Origin of the sequence: Paracoccus denitrificans (assembly GCF_900100045.1) — a bacterium.
Lineage (GTDB): Bacteria > Pseudomonadota > Alphaproteobacteria > Rhodobacterales > Rhodobacteraceae > Paracoccus > Paracoccus denitrificans.
The window spans coordinates 120749-141717 of the sequence record NZ_FNEA01000015.1; the positions used below are offsets into that span (position 1 = coordinate 120749).

Annotated in this window: 19 protein-coding genes; 12 read left to right on the forward strand and 7 right to left on the reverse strand. The window is 64.4% G+C overall.

Annotation, left to right across the window (positions count from 1 at the left end):
• The first annotated feature begins 50 nt into the window (after positions 1–50).
• On the forward strand, positions 51–638 hold the full coding sequence (locus tag BLT64_RS14830; protein WP_011751235.1) for a nitroreductase family protein: 588 nt from the start codon (positions 51–53) through the stop codon (positions 636–638).
• Positions 639–767: 129 nt separating this feature from the next.
• Here the strand turns inward: BLT64_RS14830 and BLT64_RS26880 are convergent, their stop codons facing one another.
• On the reverse strand, positions 768–905 hold the full coding sequence (locus BLT64_RS26880; protein ID WP_157137464.1) for a hypothetical protein: 138 nt from the start codon (positions 903–905) through the stop codon (positions 768–770).
• 225 nt (positions 906–1130) lie between these two features.
• Between BLT64_RS26880 and BLT64_RS14835 the strand changes: the two genes are divergently transcribed.
• Positions 1131–1907, forward strand: a complete 777-nt coding sequence (locus BLT64_RS14835; RefSeq protein WP_011751236.1) for a hydroxypyruvate isomerase family protein — start codon at positions 1131–1133, stop codon at positions 1905–1907.
• Positions 1908–1952: 45 nt separating this feature from the next.
• Here the strand turns inward: BLT64_RS14835 and BLT64_RS14840 are convergent, their stop codons facing one another.
• Positions 1953–2711, reverse strand: a complete 759-nt coding sequence (locus BLT64_RS14840) for an IclR family transcriptional regulator domain-containing protein (RefSeq protein ID WP_011751237.1) — start codon at positions 2709–2711, stop codon at positions 1953–1955.
• A 109-nt stretch (positions 2712–2820) separates the two neighbouring features.
• Here BLT64_RS14840 and BLT64_RS14845 point away from each other — a divergent pair, with 109 nt between their 5' ends.
• From BLT64_RS14845 to pcaF, 3 genes are read left to right on the forward strand one after another with little or no spacing between them, the layout of a single operon-like run.
• The gene (locus BLT64_RS14845) at positions 2821–3570 is read left to right on the forward strand and encodes a 3-oxoacid CoA-transferase subunit A (RefSeq protein ID WP_011751238.1); all 750 of its coding nucleotides are present in this window, start codon (positions 2821–2823) and stop codon (positions 3568–3570) included.
• A complete protein-coding gene (locus BLT64_RS14850; protein ID WP_011751239.1) occupies positions 3567–4238 on the forward strand; it encodes a 3-oxoacid CoA-transferase subunit B in 672 nt (223 codons plus the stop codon). The genes BLT64_RS14845 and BLT64_RS14850 overlap by 4 nt, the downstream gene beginning before the upstream one ends.
• A 1-nt stretch (position 4239) precedes the next feature.
• Positions 4240–5439 (forward strand): 3-oxoadipyl-CoA thiolase, encoded by a 1200-nt coding sequence (pcaF, locus tag BLT64_RS14855; RefSeq protein ID WP_011751240.1) that lies wholly within the window; start codon positions 4240–4242, stop codon positions 5437–5439.
• Positions 5440–5543: 104 nt separating this feature from the next.
• Here the strand turns inward: pcaF and BLT64_RS14860 are convergent, their stop codons facing one another.
• Positions 5544–6494, reverse strand: a complete 951-nt coding sequence (locus BLT64_RS14860) for an NAD-dependent epimerase/dehydratase family protein (protein ID WP_011751241.1) — start codon at positions 6492–6494, stop codon at positions 5544–5546.
• Between the two features lie 641 nt (positions 6495–7135).
• Between BLT64_RS14860 and tagD the strand changes: the two genes are divergently transcribed.
• Both tagD and BLT64_RS14880 read left to right on the forward strand, forming a co-directional pair.
• Entirely contained in the window at positions 7136–7570 is a 435-nt protein-coding gene (gene tagD / locus BLT64_RS14870) for a glycerol-3-phosphate cytidylyltransferase (protein WP_011751243.1), read from the forward strand.
• Between the two features lie 593 nt (positions 7571–8163).
• On the forward strand, positions 8164–10734 hold the full coding sequence (locus BLT64_RS14880; RefSeq protein ID WP_011751245.1) for a glycosyltransferase: 2571 nt from the start codon (positions 8164–8166) through the stop codon (positions 10732–10734).
• Between the two features lie 7 nt (positions 10735–10741).
• Here the strand turns inward: BLT64_RS14880 and BLT64_RS14885 are convergent, their stop codons facing one another.
• The 3 genes from BLT64_RS14885 to BLT64_RS14895 all read right to left on the reverse strand — a co-directional run bounded on the left by BLT64_RS14885 (position 10742) and on the right by BLT64_RS14895 (position 14284).
• Positions 10742–11674, reverse strand: coding sequence for a hypothetical protein (locus BLT64_RS14885; protein WP_041530741.1), 933 nt, complete (start codon positions 11672–11674; stop codon positions 10742–10744).
• An 89-nt stretch (positions 11675–11763) separates the two neighbouring features.
• Positions 11764–12807: an XcbB/CpsF family capsular polysaccharide biosynthesis protein gene (locus BLT64_RS14890; protein ID WP_049792445.1), complete on the reverse strand. Its 1044-nt coding sequence runs from the start codon at positions 12805–12807 to the stop codon at positions 11764–11766.
• Positions 12808–13009: 202 nt separating this feature from the next.
• Entirely contained in the window at positions 13010–14284 is a 1275-nt protein-coding gene (locus tag BLT64_RS14895; protein WP_011751248.1) for a LicD family protein, read from the reverse strand.
• Positions 14285–14656: 372 nt separating this feature from the next.
• On the opposite strand from BLT64_RS14895, the gene BLT64_RS14900 reads away from it, so the two are divergent.
• The 3 genes from BLT64_RS14900 to BLT64_RS14910 are packed head-to-tail and all read left to right on the forward strand — an operon-like array spanning position 14657 to position 16571.
• On the forward strand, positions 14657–15397 hold the full coding sequence (locus tag BLT64_RS14900) for an energy-coupling factor ABC transporter ATP-binding protein (RefSeq protein WP_041530742.1): 741 nt from the start codon (positions 14657–14659) through the stop codon (positions 15395–15397).
• Positions 15372–15989 carry a CbiQ family ECF transporter T component gene (locus BLT64_RS14905; RefSeq protein ID WP_011751250.1) on the forward strand — a complete coding sequence of 206 codons (618 nt, stop codon included), beginning with the start codon at positions 15372–15374 and terminating at the stop codon, positions 15987–15989. The genes BLT64_RS14900 and BLT64_RS14905 overlap by 26 nt, the downstream gene beginning before the upstream one ends.
• Before the next feature lie 6 nt (positions 15990–15995).
• Positions 15996–16571, forward strand: coding sequence for a biotin transporter BioY (locus BLT64_RS14910; protein ID WP_011751251.1), 576 nt, complete (start codon positions 15996–15998; stop codon positions 16569–16571).
• A 314-nt stretch (positions 16572–16885) separates the two neighbouring features.
• On the opposite strand, the gene BLT64_RS14915 is transcribed toward BLT64_RS14910, so the two are convergent.
• Positions 16886–17908: a replication initiation protein gene (locus BLT64_RS14915; RefSeq protein WP_011751252.1), complete on the reverse strand. Its 1023-nt coding sequence runs from the start codon at positions 17906–17908 to the stop codon at positions 16886–16888.
• A 606-nt stretch (positions 17909–18514) separates the two neighbouring features.
• On the opposite strand from BLT64_RS14915, the gene BLT64_RS14920 reads away from it, so the two are divergent.
• Positions 18515–19714 (forward strand): AAA family ATPase, encoded by a 1200-nt coding sequence (locus BLT64_RS14920; protein ID WP_011751253.1) that lies wholly within the window; start codon positions 18515–18517, stop codon positions 19712–19714.
• Entirely contained in the window at positions 19711–20676 is a 966-nt protein-coding gene (locus tag BLT64_RS14925; RefSeq protein ID WP_011751254.1) for a ParB/RepB/Spo0J family partition protein, read from the forward strand. Before BLT64_RS14920 ends, BLT64_RS14925 begins: the two co-directional genes overlap by 4 nt.
• Positions 20677–20969: the final 293 nt, after the last annotated feature.

A 20969-nucleotide genomic window follows, 5' to 3' on the forward strand; every position in this document is an offset into this window, starting at 1 on the left:
CACCGTTTTGCCACATCTGCCCACCAAAAGACACACGACCAGGAAAGACCATGCTCGACATTCTGAAAAACCGCCGCTCGCAATATGCCCTGGGGGCCGAACTTCCCCTGCCCCAGGATGAGGTCGATCACCTGATCCGCGAGGCCATCCGGCTGGCCCCCTCTTCCTTCAACTCGCAAAGCTCGCGTGCCGTCATCCTGTTCAACGGCGAAAGCCGCAGGTTCTGGGATCTTGTGAAAGATGCCTTGCGTGCCATCGTTCCGGCCGAGGACTTCCCCAGGACCGAAAGGCGCCTTGCCGGTTTCGCCGCCGGGGCGGGAACGGTGCTGTTCTTCGAGGACCAGGCGGTGGTCGCCGATCTGCAAAGGAAATTCCCGCTCTACGCCGAGAACTTCCCGATCTGGTCCGAGCATTCCACCGCGATGGCGCAACTCGCGACCTGGACCGCATTGAGCGATGCCGGAATCGGCGCCAGCCTGCAGCACTATAATCCACTGGTCGACGATGAGGCGGCAAGGGCATGGGAACTGCCGGCGACATGGAGGCTGTGCGCGCAGATGCCCTTTGGATCGAACGAAGGCGAAATCGGCCAAAAGAGCTACATTGACGACCAGCAGCGCTTCCACACCTTTGGGTAAAGCGATCTGAAGCGGCGCCTTGCGCTGCCACGCTCGCGACTGCGCGACGTAGACGGCCCGACGACCTGCCCATCGATGGACCGCGGCCATCGAAACCATGAGGATCGCCCTTGCGCCGACACCGGCCGGTCAGACGGAACGGGCAAGATGGGTATGGCCGCCGATGACCACCACGACCTTGCCTTGCAGATGCAGGTCCGTCCCCTGCCCCCGAAACCGATGCTGCTTGAGGTTTTCGGACCGCATCTCGATGGAAAAGCCTGGCATCCACCGCGGCGCATAGGCCGCGTCGCCTGGGCGGCCGCCCTCGCGGATCCTGGATGACCGGCAATGTCGTCCGGGTTGGGCTCTTCGGTGAGCCAGGGGTCCACGAAGGCAGCTTGCGCGCCCAACCGACGACCTGATCTGCCTCCGCGCGCGACCAGGCCCAACCGGTTGACACCGGCGCAAGTCGATGAACTGGTGCGGCTGCATGACATGTCTGGGGGACGAATGACGCGGTTTTCGGCGAATCTGGGTTTTCTGTGGGCCGACCTGCCGCTGCCGCAGGCGATCCGCGCCGCCCATCGCGCCGGTTTCGACGCGGTGGAATGCCACTGGCCCCATGAGGTGCCGCCCGAACAGGTCGCGGCCGCGCTGGCCGAGACCGGGCTGCCGATGCTGGGCCTGAACACCCGGCGCGGCCGGCCGGGCGAGAACGGCCTTGCCGCCCTGCCGGGACGCGAGGCCGAGGCCCGGGACGAGATCGGACGCACGCTGGACTATGCCGCCGCCATCGGCTGCGGCGCGGTCCATGTCATGGCGGGCTCTGCCGAAGGGCAGGCGGCCGAGCGGGTTTTCCTGGCCAATCTTGACCATGCCTGCCGCCTGGCCCGGCCGCTTGGCATCACCATCCTGATCGAGCCGCTGAACCGCCATGACGCGCCCGGCTATTTCCTGGCCGGCTCGGACCAGGCGGCCCGGATCATCGAGGCGGCCGGGCATGACAACCTGCGGCTGATGTTCGACTGCTATCACATGCAGATCATGGAGGGCGACATCTCGCGCCGCTTGCGGGCGCATCTGGGGATACTCGGGCATGTGCAGATCGCCTCGGTCCCGGACCGCGGCACGCCGGATCATGGCGAGTTGGACTATCGCCATGTCTATGCGGTTCTGGACGACCTGGGCTGGACCCGGCCTCTGGGCGCGGAATACCGGCCCGAAGGACCCACCGAGGCGACGCTGGGCTGGCTGCAAGCGCAGCGCTCGGCGGCACGGCGACAGTAGCCCCATCCGACGATAGCGGCAGAGGGCTTTCCAGACCGATACCGGCTATCGCAGCACCCGTCGCAGCCCCTCCTGCACCTTCAAGAGCGCCGGCAGGTAAAGCGCGACCAGCTCCTCGGCCGAGGAATGCACCGCCGCCACCCCGATGTTCAGCGCCGCCACCACCCGGCCGTGGGCGTTGTAAAGCGGCACGCCAAGCGAACGCAGGCCCAGCTCGACCTCCTGGTCGATCACCGCATGGCCGTCCGCGCGGGCACGGGCGACCCGCGCCATGATCTCCTCGGGCGAGGTCAGGCTGTGGCGGGTGCGGGGCGTCAGGACCGACCGCTCGATGATGGCGCGCGCCTCGGGTCCGGGCAGGGCCGCCAGCAGCACCCGGCCCATCGAAGTGCAATGCGCCGGCAGCCGCGAGCCCGGCATCAGACCGATGGACATCACCCGCCGCTGCGCCGCGCGCGCCAGATAGACGATCTCGGTGCCGTCGAGAATCGAGACCGAGGTCGATTGCCCGATCTGCTCGGACAGCTGGTCCAGCCAGGGCTGCACCAGTTGCGCCAGCGGCATCGCAGCCAAGGCCCCCATGCCCAGCCGCAGGATGCGCGGGGTCAGGGTGAAGAACTTGCCGTCGTAATCGGCATAGCCCAGCTCGTGCAGGGTCAGCAGGCAGCGCCGCGCCGTCGCCCGGTCCAGCCCCGTCGCCTCGGCCACCTCGGCGATGGAGAGCCGCGGGCGTTCGGCCCGGAACGCCTCGATCACGCCAAGCCCCTTGGCAAGCGAGGCGATGAAGTCGGTCTTGTTCACCATGCGCACAGATTTTTACGCAAGTTGAACAAATGTCAACATACGCACGAAATCTCTGGCGTCAGGACAGGCAGCCGCGCATGAAACGCCCCGGAACCCGCAGGAGGAGTTCATGGACAAACGCATTCCCAATCTGGCCGAAGCGGTCGCCGGCATCCCCGACGATGCCACGGTGATGATCGGCGGCTTCGGCGGCTCGGGCGCGCCGATCGAATTGATCCACGCGCTGATCGACCGCTATCTGGCCACCGGCAGCCCCGGCAACCTGACCGTCATCAACAACAATGCCGGCAACGGCCATGTCGGCATCGCGGCGATGATCGAGCAGGGCATGGTCCGCAAGATGGTCTGCTCCTTCCCGCGCTCGGCCGATCCGCGGGTGTTTACCGACAAGTATCTGGCCGGAGAGATCGAACTGGAACTGGTCCCGCAGGGCACGCTGGCCGAGCGCATCCGCGCCGGCGGCGCCGGCATCCCGGCCTTTTATACGCCCACCAGCTATGGCACCGACCTGGCGAAGGGCAAGCCGGTCGCCGAATTCGATGGCCGGCCCTATGTGCAGGAACGCTGGCTCAAGGCCGATTTCGCGCTGATCAAGGCCGAACTGGGCGACCATTACGGCAACCTGACCTATCGGATGGCGGCGCGGAACTTCTCGCCCTTGATGGCGATGGCGGCGGCACGAACCATCGCGCAGGTGACGCAAGCGGTCGCGCCGGGCGGCATCGACCCCGAAACCGTCGTGACGCCGGGCATCTTCGTCTCCGGCATCGTCGAGGTTGCGAACCCGGCGCAGGAAGAGGCGCTGAACCGCGCCGACGCGGCCTATCCCCCCACCCGTCCCCAGAAGGTGCAGGCATGACCACGAAGCTTTCCAACGCCCAGATCGCCTGGCGCGCGGCGCAGGACATCGCCGACGGCGCCTATGTGAACCTGGGCATCGGGTTCCCCGAGATGGTGGCCAAGTTCCAGCCCCCCGGCCGTCAGGCGGTGTTCCATACCGAGAACGGCGTGCTGGGCTTTGGCGAGGCCCCGCCTGCGGGCGAGGAAGACTGGGACCTGATCAATGCCGGCAAGAAGGCGATCACGCTGAAGCCCGGCGCGGCCTTCTTTCACCATGCCGACAGCTTCGCCATGGTGCGCGGCGGCCACCTGGACGTGGCGATCCTCGGCGCCTATCAGGTGGCGCAGAACGGCGATCTGGCGAACTGGTCCACCGGCCCCAAGGGCGTGCCGGCGGTGGGCGGCGCGATGGACCTGGTGCATGGCGCCAAGCGCGTTGCGGTCATCACCGACCATGTCACCAAGGACGGCAAGCCCAAGCTGGTCAAAGCCTGCACCCTGCCGCTGACCGGGGTGGGCTGCGTGACCCGCGTCTATACCTCGCTGGCGGTGGTGGACATTCAGGACGGCCGCTTCGTGCTGCGCGAAAAGCTGCCCTCCCTGTCGCTGGACGAGTTGCAGGCGCTGACCGGCGCCGAACTGGTGTTGCCCGACCATATCGCCGACCTGATCGCACCGGAGCTGTGACATGACCGAAGTCTTTATCTGCGACTATATCCGCACGCCCATCGGCCGGTTTGGCGGCGCGCTGTCCTCGGTGCGCGCCGACGATCTGGGTGCCATCCCCTTGCGCGCGCTGATGGCACGCCATGCCGGCCTCGACTGGCAGGCGGTGGACGACGTGATCTATGGCTGCGCCAACCAGGCCGGCGAGGACAACCGCAACGTCGCCCGCATGTCAGCGCTGCTGGCCGGGCTGCCGGTCGAGGTGCCAGGCACGACGATCAACCGGCTCTGCGGCTCGGGCATGGACGCGGTGCTGGTCGCCGCGCGCCAGATCGCGGCGGGCGAGGCCGAGCTGATGATCGCCGGCGGCGTCGAGTCGATGTCGCGCGCGCCCTTCGTGCTGCCCAAGGCCGAAAGCGCCTTCAGCCGCCATGCCGAGATCCACGACACCACCATCGGCTGGCGCTTCGTGAACCCGGCGATGCATGCGGCCTATGGCACCGACTCGATGCCGCAGACCGGCCAGAACGTCGCCGACGACTACGGCATCTCGCGCGAGGCGCAGGACGCGATGGCGCTGGCCTCGCAGCAGAAGGCCGCGGCGGCCATCGCCAGCGGCCGGCTCGCAGCCGAGATCGCGCCGATCACGATCCCGCAGCGCAAGGGCGAGCCCATCGTGGTCGATACCGACGAGCATCCCCGCGCCACCACGCCCGAGGCGCTGGCCAAGCTGCGACCGCTGTTCCCGAACGGCTCGGTCACGGCCGGCAATGCCTCGGGGGTGAACGACGGGGCGGCGGCGCTGATCCTGGCCTCGGAGGCGGCGGCGAGGAAGCATGGACTGACGCCCATCGCCCGCGTGCTGGGCGGGGCGACGGCGGGCGTGCCGCCGCGCATCATGGGCATCGGCCCGGCGCCGGCCTCGCAAAAACTGATGGATCGGCTGGGCCTGACCCCGGCCGATTTCGACGTGATCGAGCTGAATGAGGCCTTCGCCGCCCAGGGCCTCGCCACGCTGCGCCAGCTGGGCATCGCCGACGACGACCCGCGCGTGAACCCGAACGGCGGCGCCATCGCGCTGGGGCATCCGCTGGGCATGTCGGGCGCCCGGATCACCGGCACCGCGGCGCTGGAACTGGCGCTGACGGGTGGCAAACGCTCGCTCTCGACCATGTGCATCGGGGTGGGACAAGGCATCGCCGTGGCGCTGGAAAGGGTCTGAGGCGACCATCTCTCCGCCATCCTGCGAACGTATCGGCCGATCCGGGATGGGGGCTCATGCCCCCTTCCCCATCCGTTCCGCCGACAAAGCCCCGGGGCACAATGTCAGGTGGCTTGGCTTTCCGTCAGCGACGCCCACAGTCGGCTCAATCCGCTGCGGATGTCGGTCCGGGCGGTAAAGCCCAGGTCGCGCGCCGCCAGCGACGGATCGCCCAGCGACATACGGATATCCCCCGAACGCGGATCGGCATGGATGATCGGGGTCGGACCCCGGTCGGCAATGCCGTCGATTTCGGAAGCAAGGCCGACAAGCGTGGTCTCGGCCCCCGTGCACAGGTTGAACACGGCAGCCCCCTCCTGGCCCTGCGCATAGGCGCGGGCGCGGACCAGCCCCTCGACAATGTCGGCGACATAGATGAAGTCGCGGCTTTGCAGGCCGTCGCCGAACACGGTATGGGGGCTGTCGGCCAGGCGGTTCGCGCAGAATTTGGAAATGACCCCGGCATAGGGCGAGGCCGGGTCCTGGCGGGGGCCATAGACGTTGAAGAAGCGCAGGCCGACCGATCGCAGCTTGTGAATCTCGGCCATCGCGCGGGCCTGATGCTCGCAGCCCAGCTTGTCGACGCCATAGGGCGAGATCGGTGCGGGCAGGCTGGTTTCGCAGCATGTCGACCCCGACCTGTCGCCGTAGACGGCCGCCGACGAGGCATAGACCACCGGGACTCCGCCCGGCCGGGCCCTGGCGGCGGCGTGGAACAGCCCCACCGTCGCATCCAGGTTGATCCGATGGCCAAGCTCCCAGTCCTTGATACATTCCTGAACCGAGACCAGCGCCGCCAGATGAAAGACGCAGTCGACCCCTTGCACCAGTTCGCCCACCAGCGCGCCATCGGTGATGTCGCCGGCGATCAGCTCGACCTGCGGCGGAAGATTCTCGGGCTTGCCGCTGGACAGGTTATCCAGCACGACGACCCGTTCGCCGGCCGCCGCCAGGTGTTCGACGAGATGGCTGCCGATGAAGCCCGCACCTCCGGTGACAAGTGTCCTATGTGTCATACTGCATCCAATCGTTCTGCGCCCGGGGGATTGACCGGCCCCCGCCGAGTGGTTCGGCCTGGTTGTTAGTGCATTGTCGCCGCTGGCGCCATGGTCGCCCGCAAGTGGAGCGGAACGGAACCGGAGCAAAACCATGCCGGTCAGCCTGCGGGCCGCCGCGTTCCTTGCGCAAGCGATGGTGGCACCGCCCTGTCACACCGATGCGGCGGCGGGCGCCCGTTACCGTTCCGGGCAATTCGCCGGTGATCTCTCCGAGCCTGTGCTTTCGCGCCATTCCATTCCTTCTTCGTGGGGCGGGCTGCAACAGCCCATGAACCACTCGGAAGGGGACAGATCAAGAAGCCGGCGATGGGTCGCGACGACAAAACCTCGCCATGCGCTTCTTCATGCTGCCCAAGCGCGAACCTGTGCGCCGCCGGACACGCATGAGGCGTAACAAGGCGGGCATGTCGGCCAATCGCGGGCGCCAGAGAATAGTGACAAGACATGTCACTTCCATGACAGCGGCACGATCTACGGTTGTCATTTTGCGGGAGGTGCTATAGCAGTAACCCCTTGACTGCCCCAAGATGATAGATTGTCCGCCTTGGCGGCCACGATGGGAGTGGCCCGAGCCTGGTGCGGAAGCCCGGAGCGAAGCGATGCGGCGTGTTCTGACCTATGGCACTTTCGACACCCTGCATTATGGACACATCCGTCTGCTGCAACGCGCCCGTGCGCTTGGGGATTACCTGATCGTCGGCCTTTCGACCGACGAGTTCAATGCCAGCAAGAACAAGCAGGCCTTCCATAGCTGGGAAGAGCGCAAGGCGCATCTCGAGGCGCTGCGCTATGTCGATCTGGTCATCCCGGAACGGACCTGGGAACAGAAACCCCACGACGTGAAGCTTTATCACGTCGATATCTTTACCATGGGCAGCGACTGGCAGGGCAAGTTCGACGATCTTTCCGCGCTTTGCGAGGTGATCTATCTCGAACGCACCAACGGGATTTCCAGCACCATGATCCGCAGCAGCCTGCAACCGGACGAACCGTCGAGCACGAGCCCGGCGGCCATACTGAAGCGGGCGCGCTGAAACCCTGCACGGCCCCGCAGATCGCCTCGGCTACCGGCCGCATCGTTCTTCTGGCGCCTGACCGAAGCTCTACCCAGGCGGGCGGAATGAGCAACACATCATGACCCGGCATCCCGATCCCGCGACCCCGGAAATGCACGCCGCCACAGGCTTTCCGGGCAAGGGTGCACGAGGGGGCCGGCCAAGGACATCCGGCCTGTCTGCGCCGCGTCCTCTTGCCCTCCGCAGCTCGTTCCCTGCCGGATCGGACCCGACCGCCGGCGAAAGGACGCGGCGGTCAAGGCGCGGTAATTCCACGAGATGAAAATGACGATATCGACGCCATACCAATGGGTTGCGACCAGTCGAAGGGTCTGGACCAGCGGCGCTGCGATGCCTGCGTTGTGTTCATCGTGCAGGATAGCAGCAAGGCGAAGGTGGCCGTCCAGGTCCGACCGCCGCGAACCCGCCGCGGCGCGGTCCCGGCTCCATTCGGCAACCCGAGGCCGGGCCGGAGGAGCCACCATTGCTCATCCCAGCCATATAGGCCATTTTCTTCGCGCCACTCGTTTGCCGATTCTACCCGGCCGTGTTCAAGAATATGGTGTCAGAACATGACAAAAAAATTACTGCGCAAACTTCTTGTTGCCTACAAGCCTCTTGATGCGCGGTTCCGCAGTATCGGCCCCTATGCGCGGCTCTCGCGCCTGCTTCAGGCGCGCTACAGCGCAATGATGTCGCCCGAGGGTTCCGCCCGGGCAAGCGGGCTGGATGCGCAGGCTTATATCGAGAACTTCGACCGGGTGGCACCGCGGGCCGATACGATCCTGTTCGAATGCTATTGGGGCAAGAAGTTCGCGGACAACCCGCTGGCCATGTATCGCGCCCTGCTGCGCAGCCAGCCGCGGGGGCGGTTCAGGATTTTCTGGACGGCGGTCGAGGGCGAGGTGCCGCCCGACGAGGTTGCCGGCAATCCCGATGTGACGCTGGTGCAGGCCGGGACGCCGGAATACGGCATCGCCCTGCTGGAAGCGGGCTATCTGGTCAACAACGTCACTTTCCCCACCTGGTTCATCCGTCGCGCCGGCCAGCACTATTGCAACACCTGGCACGGCGTCCCGATGAAGGCCATGGGGCGCGACATGGCGGCACCGCTGGTCTCAAAGGCCAATTCGCAGCGGAACTTCCTTCAGGCCGACGTCATCCCCGAGATGAGCGAATACTATCACTGGGCGACCATCAGGCCCTGTTATGTGGATCAGATCGTCTCGGATGCGCTGTTTCCCTGCGGTGCGCCGCGGGTCGACGACGTGATCGTGCCGAAGGTGTCGGGGCAGGAATTGCGCGCCCGCTACGGCATCCGCGAAAACCGGAAGATCGTGCTTTTCGCTCCGACCTGGCGGGGCAACTCGACCCAGATCTCGCAGGTCTTCAGCGATCAGGCCAGACTTTGCAATCAGGTGGCCCAGTCCCTGGGCTCGGAATATTTCGTTCTCTTTTCAGCGCATCAGATGCTGAAGGTCCGCCAGACCGACCTGGCCTCCAATGTCGCCCTGCTGGCGGAGAACGACAACATTAACGACATCCTGACCATCGTCGACGTTATGGTCAGCGATTATTCCAGCATCCTGTTCGATTTCCTGCCCGTGGATCGGCCGATCGTCCTGTTCACGCCCGACATCGAGCATTACCGCGAAGAGCGCGGGCTCTATCTGGAGCCCGAGGATCTGCCCTGCGCCAACACCACGGACTTTCCCGGCCTGATCGCGGCCATCCGCGCGGCCCGGCCGCCGTCGGATTTCCCGGGTTACGAGCAGATGCGGCAGCGCTTTACCCCGCTTGAAGACGGCCGGGCGGCGGAAACCGCGCTGTCGGCCTTGCTGGAACCAGAGGCGCGCACGGAACATCGCCGACCGGACGGACGCATGCGCCTGCTGATCGAACCGGGAGGAATGATCCCGAACGGGATCACCGCCTCGCTCAAGAGCCTGATCGCCAATCTCGATTTCGAGCGATTCGACCCCTACATCCTGATCGACGCGCCGGTCATGGACAGCGAACTGAACCGCATGGAGCAGTTCCATGAATTCGATCCCCGCTGCAACTGGATCCTGCGCAGCGGCGACATGCTGCTGACCGACGAAGAGCGGCCCATCTATCAGAACTTCCGCCTCGGCAACGACCTGAACCCCGAGGATCTGCCGGTGATCCGGCGAATCTTTGAACGCGAAGCCCGGCGGATCCTGGGCGATACCCGCTTCGATGTCGCCATCGAGTTCGGCGGCTATGCCCCCTACTGGACCGGCGTGATCGCGTGCAGCAATGCCGCGCGCAAGGTCTGCTATCAGCACAGCCATCTCTGGGCCGAATATACCAACCTCGATGCGGCCCGCAATCGCCGCACGCTCAACGCGGTGTTCCAGCTCTATCACTGCTTCGACCAGATCGTGGCGGTTTCCGACGAAACCCGGGCGGTGAACGAGGCGCACCTGAAGCAATACTATCCCGCGACGGGACCGGCGCGCACCGTGCGCAATACGCTGGATGTGAAGCGGGTGGCGGAACGGGCGCGGCTGCCCGTCTCGCTGGCCCATCCCGAGGCGGGCCTGCTGTTCCAGGACCCCACGCTGTTCCGCTTCATCGCCCTTGGACGACTGTCGCCGGAAAAGCGCTATGACCGGCTGATCGGCGCATTGGCCCGGATAGCCCCCGAACATCCCAATGCCGTCCTGCTGATCTGCGGCGCCGGCCCCGTCCGGGACAAGCTGGTCCAGCTTGCCCGCCGCAAGGGGGTGGCCGAACAGGTGCGGTTCCTCGGCCAGGTTTCGAATCCCTATCCGCTGCTGGCACATGCCGATGCCTGCATGATGTCCTCGGATTACGAGGGCCAGCCCATGGTCCTGCTCGAAGCGCTGTGCCTTGGCACGCCCTGCATCGGCTCGGACATTCCGGGCATCCGCTCGGTGCTGAAGGACGGGGTGGGCCATATCGTCGCCCCGACCGAGGAAGCCTTTGCCGCGGCCATGAAGGCCGCCATCGAGGGCCGCCTGCCGCCGTTGAAGCCTGCCGATATCGGCGGGGCCTATATCGAGGAAACGATGCGCGAGTTCGAGGATATCGTCTGCGGCCTCAACAACGCTCCCGTTGCCCCGCCGGAGCATCCGGCGCTTGCCAAGCTGGCCTGAGCGCCGCTCAGGCCTCGGGCCAGCGCGGTTCCAGATATTCCGGGTGATCGGGGAAGAAGGTCTCGGTCACCCAGGCATTGCCTTCATCGAACTGGGACTGAAAGGCCTGAGCCTGGGCCAGCGGCGGCATGGCGCCCCGGCCTGTGCAATGGGCTTCAGCCCATTTCGCTACCTTGCGTCGTTGGACAGCGTCCAGCGCGCCGGTCTTGTTGAGCATCAACAGCAATTCTTGCCCAGCGACATTGATCGAGGCGTTGACTTGCTGTTTGTCGAGCTGCCAGCCTTCTTCACCCAGGTCGAGCTTCAGCAGTTCACAGAAATCGCCCAGAGTGCCGAAATCCCGGGCAACGCCCTTGTAGGGGCGGACGATGACGTTTTCGCGGCCGAAGACATCGGCCCAGCGGGTAATGACATCACGCAGGTCGAAATAAGGCCGGAAGATCGGCTGCATCCGGCTCTTGATGAAATCACCCAGCGAATGTGCGTATCCACCTCGCAGCATGGTCGAATAAAGCGAGATGATCTGGTCGAGCTGCGGCCGGACGTAGATCACGATGCGGATCGTGCTGAAATCGCGGCAGAACAGGTCACGGAACGTCTGGATATAGTCCGGCAGAGGCAAGCGCGAGTGCAGCTGTTCGGCGGTGATCACGACTTCCTGGCAACCCGGAGCCCCGGCGATCTCTTCCCTGAAGGCGGCGCTTGTGTTTTCGCGGAAGGCGGCATGCTGCTCGGCGTCAGTCAAGGGAATGGTCTGAGCCAGATCCGGGCTTTTGCCAAAGGGCAATGCGGACAGGACCGCATTGAGATGGATGACGCGCCCCAGACTGGACGGCACCAGGATTCCCCTGTCGCGCAGTATGTCGCGGTTATTGCTTAGGAATTTCTGAATGCTCGACGATCCGGTCTTGGTCGTGCCGATATGGACAGTCAGGTTCATGGGCTTTCCGCTGTGACAGGGCGGAGCGCTGATCCGCCAAGAACTTATCCCCTTAGCAACCCCCTTCCGGCTTCGCAACCGCCCGGCGATCACCAGACCGTATGATAGCCGCCGACGATCGTCAGCCCGGCAAGATGCTGATTGATCTGCGCCAAACTATGCGGGATTGTCTGCCGCCCCACATCGGGGTGAGAGCGGATCTCGGGGTTTTCCGAGTTCAGGAACAGGAAGCGGTCGCGAAACCGCTCGATCAGGATCTTTTCGATATAGGGGAATTGCGGCGAGCGGGTGGAGCAGATCACGGAAAGCTGCGCTTCGGAATGGACGGCTTGCACCAGTTCCGCAAAGCGTTCCTGTTTGGTCGCGGCATATGTGTTCAGGGTGAAATGCAGGTCGCGGTACTTCTGCACATAATGCTCATCCGAAAGGATCGGGTCGACCGCCACCCCGCGCCAACCGTGACGCAACGCATAGAAGGCGGCCGCGGTCCCGCCCTTGGAGCCGCCGTAGAGCAGGATCCTGTCTCGCGCCACGCCAAGCTTCGCTGCGGTGTCCGCGATCCGGGCGGCGATGTGCTTCTCGTTGTTCGGCAGGGCACGAGAGTTGAGATAGAACGAGCCGACGACTCCTCCGAAATCGACAATCCTCAGAATATGCGTGTTCTTCGGAATGTATTTGCCGATCGTGGCAAAATTCTGCTCAAAATGCCGCATCAGGCTGGGCGTGTACATCTTGCCCGCAATCGAAGAAAACACCACCAGCAGCCTTGGTTCCCCGATGCTGGAAGGAGCACTTTCCAGCTTGCTGAAAACCCCATTGGCATCGACAGAAACCTCGCCCGAGATCACGTTGCGCCAAAGCGTGGAGATGCGGCGATGATGCACCATCGAGGAAATGCCATCGCGCAGGGTATACAGGTGGAACCCGGCATTGGCCATGTGCACCAGCTTTTCCTTGAGCGCAGGATCGCGGCGCGCCAGGGTGATGACGTTGTCCTCAGGATTCTGGCTGACCCCAGAGTGATCTATATGAATGAAGTTCAGTCTGGGCAGTTTCGAAATTCGGTCGTGCAGTTCTTTCGCCGGTATGTCGGCGGAAATGTGGATGACGGATGCGCTGTCGATTTTTTCCATGAACGATCTGATCCTGCCAAGACCCTCGGCCAAAGCCAGCCTTAACAGGCGCTTATTCCGGTGCCAGTCCGTCATGTCAATGCGCAGTGGGCGCCGCATATCCCGTCCCGTCTTCTTCCATCATTGGGGACCGCCGGCCGGCTTGGCCATGCTTCCTGTCTCCCTGTTCCCGTTCGGTTCGCTTAGCATCGACTGCGCGCCATCATCCACCCCTGCCCTGCCCGCTGCTTGGCCGGAAGACCGCTTCGGAAATTTTCCAGCCTTTTTCAGGATCCGACTCGATAAAGCCCGCCGCCGCCATCTGGTCCAGCAATCGCGCGGCATCGGCCGGACGCGAAAGCAGCATCGAAAAACGGCGTATCGCGACCGCCAGCGCCATCGGGCCGGCGAACAGCGCCAGATTGGGCGTATCGAGCGCACAGTGAAAGCTGTATTTCGGCTCTCGCCAGTCGCCGTAATTCTCGGTCAGGTTCTGCTCGGCATTCGCGGGGGCCAGCGGGTTGATCCCCGCCAGATCGCAAGGCGAAAGCGTGAAGGGGCTGTTTTCCCATCGGTAAAGCGCCGTGCCATGCCAGATGACATCGTCCTCGCGGTAATGCAGGAAGATATCGATCATGATGCCGCTGGCGTGGCGCAGCTTGTAGACGGCGGGCATGTCGCGACGCCGCAGGCCCGCTGGAGCGTCCAGGATAAGCGTCTGGCATTCGTGGCGTATGCAGCGGAAGGGGGGGCTGTGATGCAGCAGCCGTTCAAGACGGGTCAGGTCGGTTTCGTCGGCGAATAGCCCAAGATCGATGTCGTAGTCATGCTCCAGCATCCGCCCTTCCCGGATCGCGCCCAGCAAGGTGCCCGACAGGATGAAGGGACGGAACCCCCCTGTTTCGAGCAGTGCCAGCGTATCCCGCAAGGCGGTTTCGGCACCAAGGGGCGAAAACCCCGCCCGTGAGGAGATGGCGGTGGGCGCGCGGCGGGATTCAGCCAAAGGTTGTGCGGATGGATCGGCAGCCTCCGCCATCCGGGAAAGGCTGCGGTCCAGAAGCGCCCCGGCATCCGCACGCAGCCGGCTGATATTCTCGACATAGTCAGGGGTGCCGAAGGTTTCGATCGCGGCGCTGGCCGAGATGAAGCACAGCTCGCCCAGCAAAGCCTCGTCCTCGACCCGCCCATGCCGCAAAAGGAACCGGCGCATGGCCTGAAGTTCCGGCGGCGTCATGCCGGAGCAGAACAGGCTTAGCGGATCGACCGACATGTCCAGTCCGGGGAACCTGCGCCGGGCATACCATGCGAGGCGCGCCAGCCCGCTGGGATAGTCGTCTGCCCACATCCGGCGCCACACCTCGCGTGCCAGCGTGTGATCCATCGTGGTGGCCAGTGCCGCGCCATAGGCACCGGCGCCCAGCACCCAACGGCTGACGCTTCCATGCCGGGCGGTTATATAGCTTCTGGGCAGAACCCGGTGGATCAGAGATTTCAGCATCGTTCCGCGATCGGCAGGGCAAGGCAAGGATGGCGACAATGGAAGCAGGCCCGATTGATGTCAATTCTCCAAGGGAGCGCGGTGCTTCCCAGGACGGTGATCGCCTGGCCGCCGGCCCATCCGAGGGGCTTGCATCTGCAAGCCTCATCCTTCGCCGGCTCGGCAATGCAGACCGGGCCGTCGGCGACACGCCGCACCCGGTCATGCCGTTATACCCGCCCCGAACCGTGCCAGCCGGCGTCAGGCCCCCTGCCCCGCAACCGATTTTCCGGGCAAGGACCGGCACCAGCGGGACGTTCGGGGTTGCAACCCGCCGCGGTTTTCACTCATCCGGGGCACAGTCAGGGGACAAGGCCGAAAAGGAGGCTCTGCTTGCATCGGTGTGAGACGGCAGATTTCGCGATCCGGCTGGACGATCTGGGCTATGAAGCCGGAGGGCGTCCGGTGCTGAGCGGCATCACGCTGCATTCCTCGGCCCGGCGCATCGGGGTGGTCGGCCGGAACGGCTCGGGCAAAAGCACGCTGGCGCGGCTGCTCGCCGGGTTGCTGGAACCAAGCAGCGGCCAGGTCCGCATCAGCGGCCACGACATCTTTCGCGACCGCCGTGCCGCGCTGGAAACCGTCGGCATCCTGTTCCAGAACCCCGAGCACCAGATCATCTTTCCCCGCATCGCCGAAGAGATCGCCTTCGGCCTGCGCCAGCAGGGGCTGGACAAGGCACAAGCGGCCGCGCGGGTCGAAGCCGTGCTGCGCTCTTTCGACAAGCCGCATTGGCGGGACGCGCCGATCTCGGCACTGTCGCAGGGTCAGAAGCACCTGGTCTGCATGATGGCGGTGCTTGCCATGCGGCCCCGGCTGCTGATCCTGGACGAGCCCTATGCCGGGCTGGACATCCCGACACGCCGCCAGCTGGGCCGCTATCTGCATCGGGCCGAGACGCGGCTGTTGCACATCTCGCATGAGCCATCCGATCTGGAGGGCTGCGACGAGTTGTTCTGGCTCGACCGGGGCCGCATCGTCGCGCAAGGCACGCCTGCCGCACTGCTGCCCGATTTCACCGCCGAGATGATCCGGCTGGGGGACCTTGATGATATCGCTGACCTCGCCGGTTGAGACCCGCGCCCATCGCTGGCCGGCGGGGCTGAAGCTGGGGGCGCTGTGCCTGGCCTCGACCGGGCTGTTCATGGTTCGGGATATCCCTATCCTTGGCGCAGCGGCGGTCGCGGTGCTGGCGCTTTACGCCGCGCCGGGGCCGGCCTTCTTGCGCGCGGGGCTGCGCAGCCTGCGGGTGGTGCTGCCCTTTGTCGTCGTCCTGCTGGCCTGGCATGCGATCAGCGGCGACATGTGGATGGGCCTGCTGATCACGCTGCGCATGGTCACGCTGATCGCACTGGCCAATCTGGTGACCATGACCACGGGGCTGGAGGACATGGTCGATCTGGTCCGCCGCCTGACCGCACCGCTGCGCCGGCTGGGCCTGCCGACCGGGGTTCTGGAGATCGCCATCCCGCTGGTCATCCGCTTCACGCCGGTTCTCGTCGCCCGCGCCGAAACGCTGGCCGAGGCATGGCGCGCCCGTTCCCGCCGCCGTCCCGGCTGGCGGCTGATCCTGCCGCTGACCCTGCAAGCACTGGACGACGCCGATCATGTCGGCGAAGCTTTGCGGGCGCGGGGCGGCGCCCTTGGACCGCAGCAACAGGAGTAGACCACAATGGAACGCAATATCGCCCAGATCGCCCTTTTCGCCGCGATGATCGCGGCGCTGGGGCTGGTGCCGCAGATCACCCTTGGCTTCGGCGTGCCGATCACGGCGCAGACGCTGGGCGTCATGCTGGCCGGTGCGGTACTGGGCGCGCGGCGTGGCGCTGCGGCTGCGGGGCTGTTCCTGCTGCTGGTGGCACTCGGCCTGCCGCTGCTGGCGGGCGGACGCGGAGGGCTTGGCGCCTTCGCCGCACCGACGGCGGGTTTCGCGCTTGGCTTTCCGGTCGCCGCCTTTGCCACCGGCTTCTTCGTCGAGCATGTCCGACTGCGCTCGGCCGGACTTGCGGCGGGGCTGGGTGCGGTCTTTGGCGGGATCGCGATCCTCTATATCTGCGGCGCCACCGGGCTTTCCATCGTCAGCGGCAAGAGCCTGGCCGAAGCCTTCACGCTGATCGCGGTCTTCATTCCCGGCGACCTGCTGAAAGCGGCGATCACCGGAATGCTGGTGCAGGCATTGGCCAAGGTGCGACCGCAGACGCTGGCCTGGCATCGGGACAGCGCAAGCGTGACCCAGACGCGGCTGTGACCCCGGCATGCTGGCCTTGCCCGACGGGATGCAATGTTCGACGGCGGCCGGTCGGCACAGCATCCGGCGCCGCGAATCAGGGTATTGCCGTTGGGCTTTTCTGTGCCATAATAGGGAAAAGGAACGCCTGAGCAGCATTTTTCCTGCGACGCATTCCGGCGAGTCTTCAATCTGATAGACTTTTAATCCGCAGAAACAGCCCAAAATGCGGTTAACCCCTGCCCTGCTGTGTGATGGAGCTCTGACCTAGGCGATCCTTGGCCGGCAGGCTCCATGAATGCTGGCAAGACGGAAATTGCCAATTGGCAATTTTTCTAAAGCGGGTTCTTTTCGGCATAGCTGCGGAAGAATGCCAGGAAGGCGCGGTCGGGATCCTTCGCAGGCTCCTTGCCCGCCATCCAGCTGCGCCATTCGCCCTCGACGAAATAGATATCATAGCCCGGGTGACGTAGCCGAGCCGTCTCGTATGTCGCCGTTTGCAGGGCTGGTCCGCGAGAATCCAGCCAACCCGGGCGTGGCCGCGCCTCCTGCCCCACCGCGACCTGCTCGGTCCTGCCTTCAGCCTTGACCCGCCTTCCGACTTTCGAGAATTGCAGCGCCCGGTCCGCTGCGCCGCTGGCATCGCCATCCTTGCGCCACCAGCGCATCTCGACATGGGTCACGGCGCGCCCGGTCTTGATCGGAGAGATCTCGACCATGTAGTCGGAAAGCGCGTTCACCTCGGCCACCGCCGGGTCGATGGCGCGCAGCTTCAGGTTCGACCAGGACGAAAGCTTACCTTTCGGGACGCCCATGATTCCCCGCAGTGCCTCGAGCGTGAAACGCTCCGACGCCTTCCAGCGCAGGTTGCCGCGCTTCTGCACCATCTCGTAAAGGGTCAGCGCGTATTTCGAGGACAGCGCAAACATCACCTCGCGCTGCAATCGGGCAAAGACCTGGCTGTTGCGGATGATCTTGCGAAGCCGTGCGGGGATCTCATATTCCAGCAGCCCGTCGCTTCTGCCGCTTTCCAGGTTGCCGCCCAAAAGCTGCACCCGCTCGATCGCCGGCTCGCCATCCCAGATCACCGCGACCTTCACGATGGCCGACATCAGCCTTTCAAGGCTTTCGCCGACACGGTCATTCGAGTTATGGCTGCCCCGCAGCGCAGATTTCGCGATGACATGCGTCACCGGCTTGTCGATCGCTTCCCAGGCGTTCTCCAGAAGCTGGTTATAGATGCGCCGGTCGTTCAACGTCAGGGGCGTGACCTCGATGAGGTCGACAAGCTCGCCCGGCTTGATCAGACTGTCCGCATTCGGACGCGCCTCGACCGTTCGAATCGCCGACTCAGCCATGCTTCCCCTACCCCATATTGCTTACTTTTGTATCGGAAAGGACGTAAGATTTCAAGCCTGTGGCCGGCTTCCGCGCGGGCCTCACCCAAAATGTAAGCGCCAAGCGGACGCACCCTTCGAGACTGATTCGCAGTGTCTTGCTTTCACTGCATAATTTTGGCCCCTGTCGCGAAGATGCGCGATTCACCCAATCTGTAAGGCTACGGACTCACCCGACATGTAATGCCAGCGCACCCAATCCGTAGGGACTCCTATCCCGGAAAGTAGCGCGATACATCCCAATCCGTAAGAGCAACGCCTGATTTCGCATGGATATCAAGACTTTCGGGTTCTTGAATCGTGAATCCATGAATCAGAACCAAGGGTTTGGTTGTTTTTCCACAGGTTTGATGGTTGCCGACGGCACAGCTGCTCCTGAAAGCCTTACAAATCGGGATGGCTTCGATGGAAAATCTCAGTAAGATCTAGCAAAGCGCCCATCACTTCCGGTCATGAGACACTCATGGGGCAACTATCGCTTTTTGAAGATCCGCCCCCGAAAATCCGAACTTTACGGATCGGGCCGCTTTCGACATAGTGACCGCAAACGAGCAGAAAAGTCATCCCATGAATTCAGCTGTCCCCCCCGTCACCCTGGAAGAGCTTGCCGTGCTGAGCCAGCGCGCCTCGACCGTGATCGAACGCCTGCGCGAGCGTGTCTTTGCGCCCGGAACCCAAAAGCAACTTGAATTGCTGTTCAACGTCCGCACTGCGGCGGAAATGGTCGGTCGGTCCGAAAAGGCCATCCGAGATGCCGAAACCGACGGCAGGCTGCCTGAACCTGTCAAGGATGCCGCCACGAACCGCCGGCATGGCTACACGCTGGCCGAGGTGAACCGGATGCGCGAGGTTTTCGGCACTCTGCCGCATCGCGCGCCCGAAGACCCGCCGCTGGTCATGGCCGTGCAGAACTTCAAGGGCGGGGTAGGGAAGTCCACCCTTGTCGTGCATCTGGCGCAGCATTTCGCGCTCAAGGGTTACCGGGTTTGCGTGATCGATTGCGATTCGCAAGCTTCGACCACCGCGGTTTTCGGTCTCAACCCCGATGTGGATGTCGATGAGGAAGAGGATACGCTTTACCCCTTCCTGCAGCATGGCGGCCCCAAGACGCTGCATTATGCGCTGCGGGCGACCTATTGGCCGGGCATTGCGCTGATTCCCGCCAATCTGGGGCTTTATGACGCGGAATACGAATTCGCCGCCCGCATGGCGCGCGACCCGACCTTCATCCTGGACCGGCTGCGCGAGGGCGTGGCCTCGATCGCCGATCAGTTCGACATCATCCTGCTGGACCCGCCGCCGGCCCTGGGGATGCTGTCGCTCTCGGTGCTGCGCGCGGCCAATGCGCTGCTGATCCCAGCGCCGCCGAACAATATCGACTTCGCCTCGACCGCGCATTTCCTCAAGATGATGGAATCCACGCTGGCTGAACTGGCCCGCCATGGCGGTGCGCGCGAATACAGTTTCGTCAAGATCCTGACCTCCAAGATGAACGACCAGAAATCGGCGCATCAGGCGATCAAGCGCATGATGGACGCGGTCTTTCCGCAGGATATGCTGAGCGCATCGCTGAAGGATTCGGCCGAGATCGACAACGCCACCGCCAATCTGATGACCGTCTATGAACTGACCGGGCCCGCGACGCGGACCGAAACCCACAAGCGTTGCCGCGCCTATCTGGATGCGGTCGGGCGCGAGGTCGAGCTGCTGATCCGCAAGACCTGGCCCAGCCATCACCGCCAACTGCGCAAGGAGGGCCTGCTGTGAGCAAGCGCCATGATGCGATTTTTGACGATGTGCTGAAGGATCTTTCGGCACCGGCCGCGGCCGATCGGGGCGGCGCACGTTTCCTCAAGCGGCAGAACGCGCTGGCCGACAGCGGCGAGCGCGAGGAAAAGGTGCTGCGCTGGGTCGATCCGGCCGCTTGCGTGATGTGGAGCCGCCACAACCGCGCCTATGACCTGCTGACCGAAGAGAACTGCCGCGACCTGATCGACAGCCTCAAGGCGCAGGGCCAGCAGGAATTTCCGGCCATCGTGCGCAGACTGCCGGCAGGGCAGGGGGCTGAATACGAGGTGATCTGCGGCGCGCGCCGGCATTTCGCCGTCAGCTGGCTGCGCGCCAACAACTATCCCCAGTTCCGCTATCTGGTCGAGGTGCGCGACCTGACCGACGAAGAGGCGTTCCGCCTGGCCGATATCGAGAATCGCGACCGGGCCGATCTGAGCGACTACGAAAGGGCGCGCGACTATCTGCAGGCGCTCGAACTCTATTATGGCGGCAAGCAAAAGACGATGGCGGCGCGACTCGAAGTCTCGGAGGCATGGCTTTCGCGCTATCTCTATCTCGCCCGTCTGCCGCAGGTCGTGGTCGAGGCATGGCCGCAGATCACCGAGATCAAGGAGCTTCACGCGCGCAGCGTGCGGCCGCTTCTGCAGGACGCGGAGGACAAGGTGCTGGCCGAAGCCGCCAGCATTGCCGCCGAGCAGGTTCGGGCGCGGGCAGGGCAGGGGGCCTATGTGCCGGTGCCCAGGATTCTCGCCCGGCTCAAGGCCGCGGCCTATGGCGCGAATCCTGCCGAGGACGCGAACCCGTTCGAGGGGACAAAGAACGGCATGGCCGTCGAGCGGCGTGGCAAGAAGATCCGTCTGGAGTTCCCTGCCACGATCGCCGAGAGCGATCTGAGGGCTGCCCTCGACGCGTTCCTTCGCCAACATTACGGCAGTTGAGAAAATTGCCAATTGGCAAGATCAGGAACATACAGGGAACAAATGACCGGCTAGGGCTAAGCTTCCCGCTACCGAAATCCGCCCGATGGGCGCGACGCTTCCAAGCAATTCGATAAGCCGCCCCCGTCACGTCGGTCTTTTTGGTGATGGGTGTGGCTGTTTGTGCCCCTTGGTTCTCACTCGTCCTGCGTGTCCGGTGGGACCCTGAGGATTTCCTCGTGCATTCTGATGGCCTCCTCGAGGTCGGTGCACAGGGTGAGGCGGCCGTGGTGCAGGACGGCGCCCATGGTGCA

Coding starts and splice junctions, on each gene's coding strand:
- BLT64_RS14920 (WP_011751253.1), top strand. CDS start 18,515: ATGAATTCAGCTGTCCCCCCCGTCACCCTGGAAGAGCTTGCCGTGCTG.
- BLT64_RS14830 (WP_011751235.1), top strand. CDS start 51: ATGCTCGACATTCTGAAAAACCGCCGCTCGCAATATGCCCTGGGGGCC.
- tagD (WP_011751243.1), top strand. CDS start 7,136: ATGCGGCGTGTTCTGACCTATGGCACTTTCGACACCCTGCATTATGGA.
- BLT64_RS14835 (WP_011751236.1), top strand. CDS start 1,131: ATGACGCGGTTTTCGGCGAATCTGGGTTTTCTGTGGGCCGACCTGCCG.
- BLT64_RS14895 (WP_011751248.1), bottom strand. CDS start 14,284: ATGCTGAAATCTCTGATCCACCGGGTTCTGCCCAGAAGCTATATAACC.
- BLT64_RS14860 (WP_011751241.1), bottom strand. CDS start 6,494: ATGACACATAGGACACTTGTCACCGGAGGTGCGGGCTTCATCGGCAGC.
- BLT64_RS14885 (WP_041530741.1), bottom strand. CDS start 11,674: ATGAACCTGACTGTCCATATCGGCACGACCAAGACCGGATCGTCGAGC.
- BLT64_RS14910 (WP_011751251.1), top strand. CDS start 15,996: ATGGAACGCAATATCGCCCAGATCGCCCTTTTCGCCGCGATGATCGCG.
- BLT64_RS14880 (WP_011751245.1), top strand. CDS start 8,164: ATGACAAAAAAATTACTGCGCAAACTTCTTGTTGCCTACAAGCCTCTT.
- BLT64_RS14915 (WP_011751252.1), bottom strand. CDS start 17,908: ATGGCTGAGTCGGCGATTCGAACGGTCGAGGCGCGTCCGAATGCGGAC.
- pcaF (WP_011751240.1), top strand. CDS start 4,240: ATGACCGAAGTCTTTATCTGCGACTATATCCGCACGCCCATCGGCCGG.
- BLT64_RS14850 (WP_011751239.1), top strand. CDS start 3,567: ATGACCACGAAGCTTTCCAACGCCCAGATCGCCTGGCGCGCGGCGCAG.
- BLT64_RS26880 (WP_157137464.1), bottom strand. CDS start 905: ATGCCAGGCTTTTCCATCGAGATGCGGTCCGAAAACCTCAAGCAGCAT.
- BLT64_RS14840 (WP_011751237.1), bottom strand. CDS start 2,711: ATGGTGAACAAGACCGACTTCATCGCCTCGCTTGCCAAGGGGCTTGGC.
- BLT64_RS14905 (WP_011751250.1), top strand. CDS start 15,372: ATGATATCGCTGACCTCGCCGGTTGAGACCCGCGCCCATCGCTGGCCG.
- BLT64_RS14890 (WP_049792445.1), bottom strand. CDS start 12,807: ATGGAAAAAATCGACAGCGCATCCGTCATCCACATTTCCGCCGACATA.
- BLT64_RS14845 (WP_011751238.1), top strand. CDS start 2,821: ATGGACAAACGCATTCCCAATCTGGCCGAAGCGGTCGCCGGCATCCCC.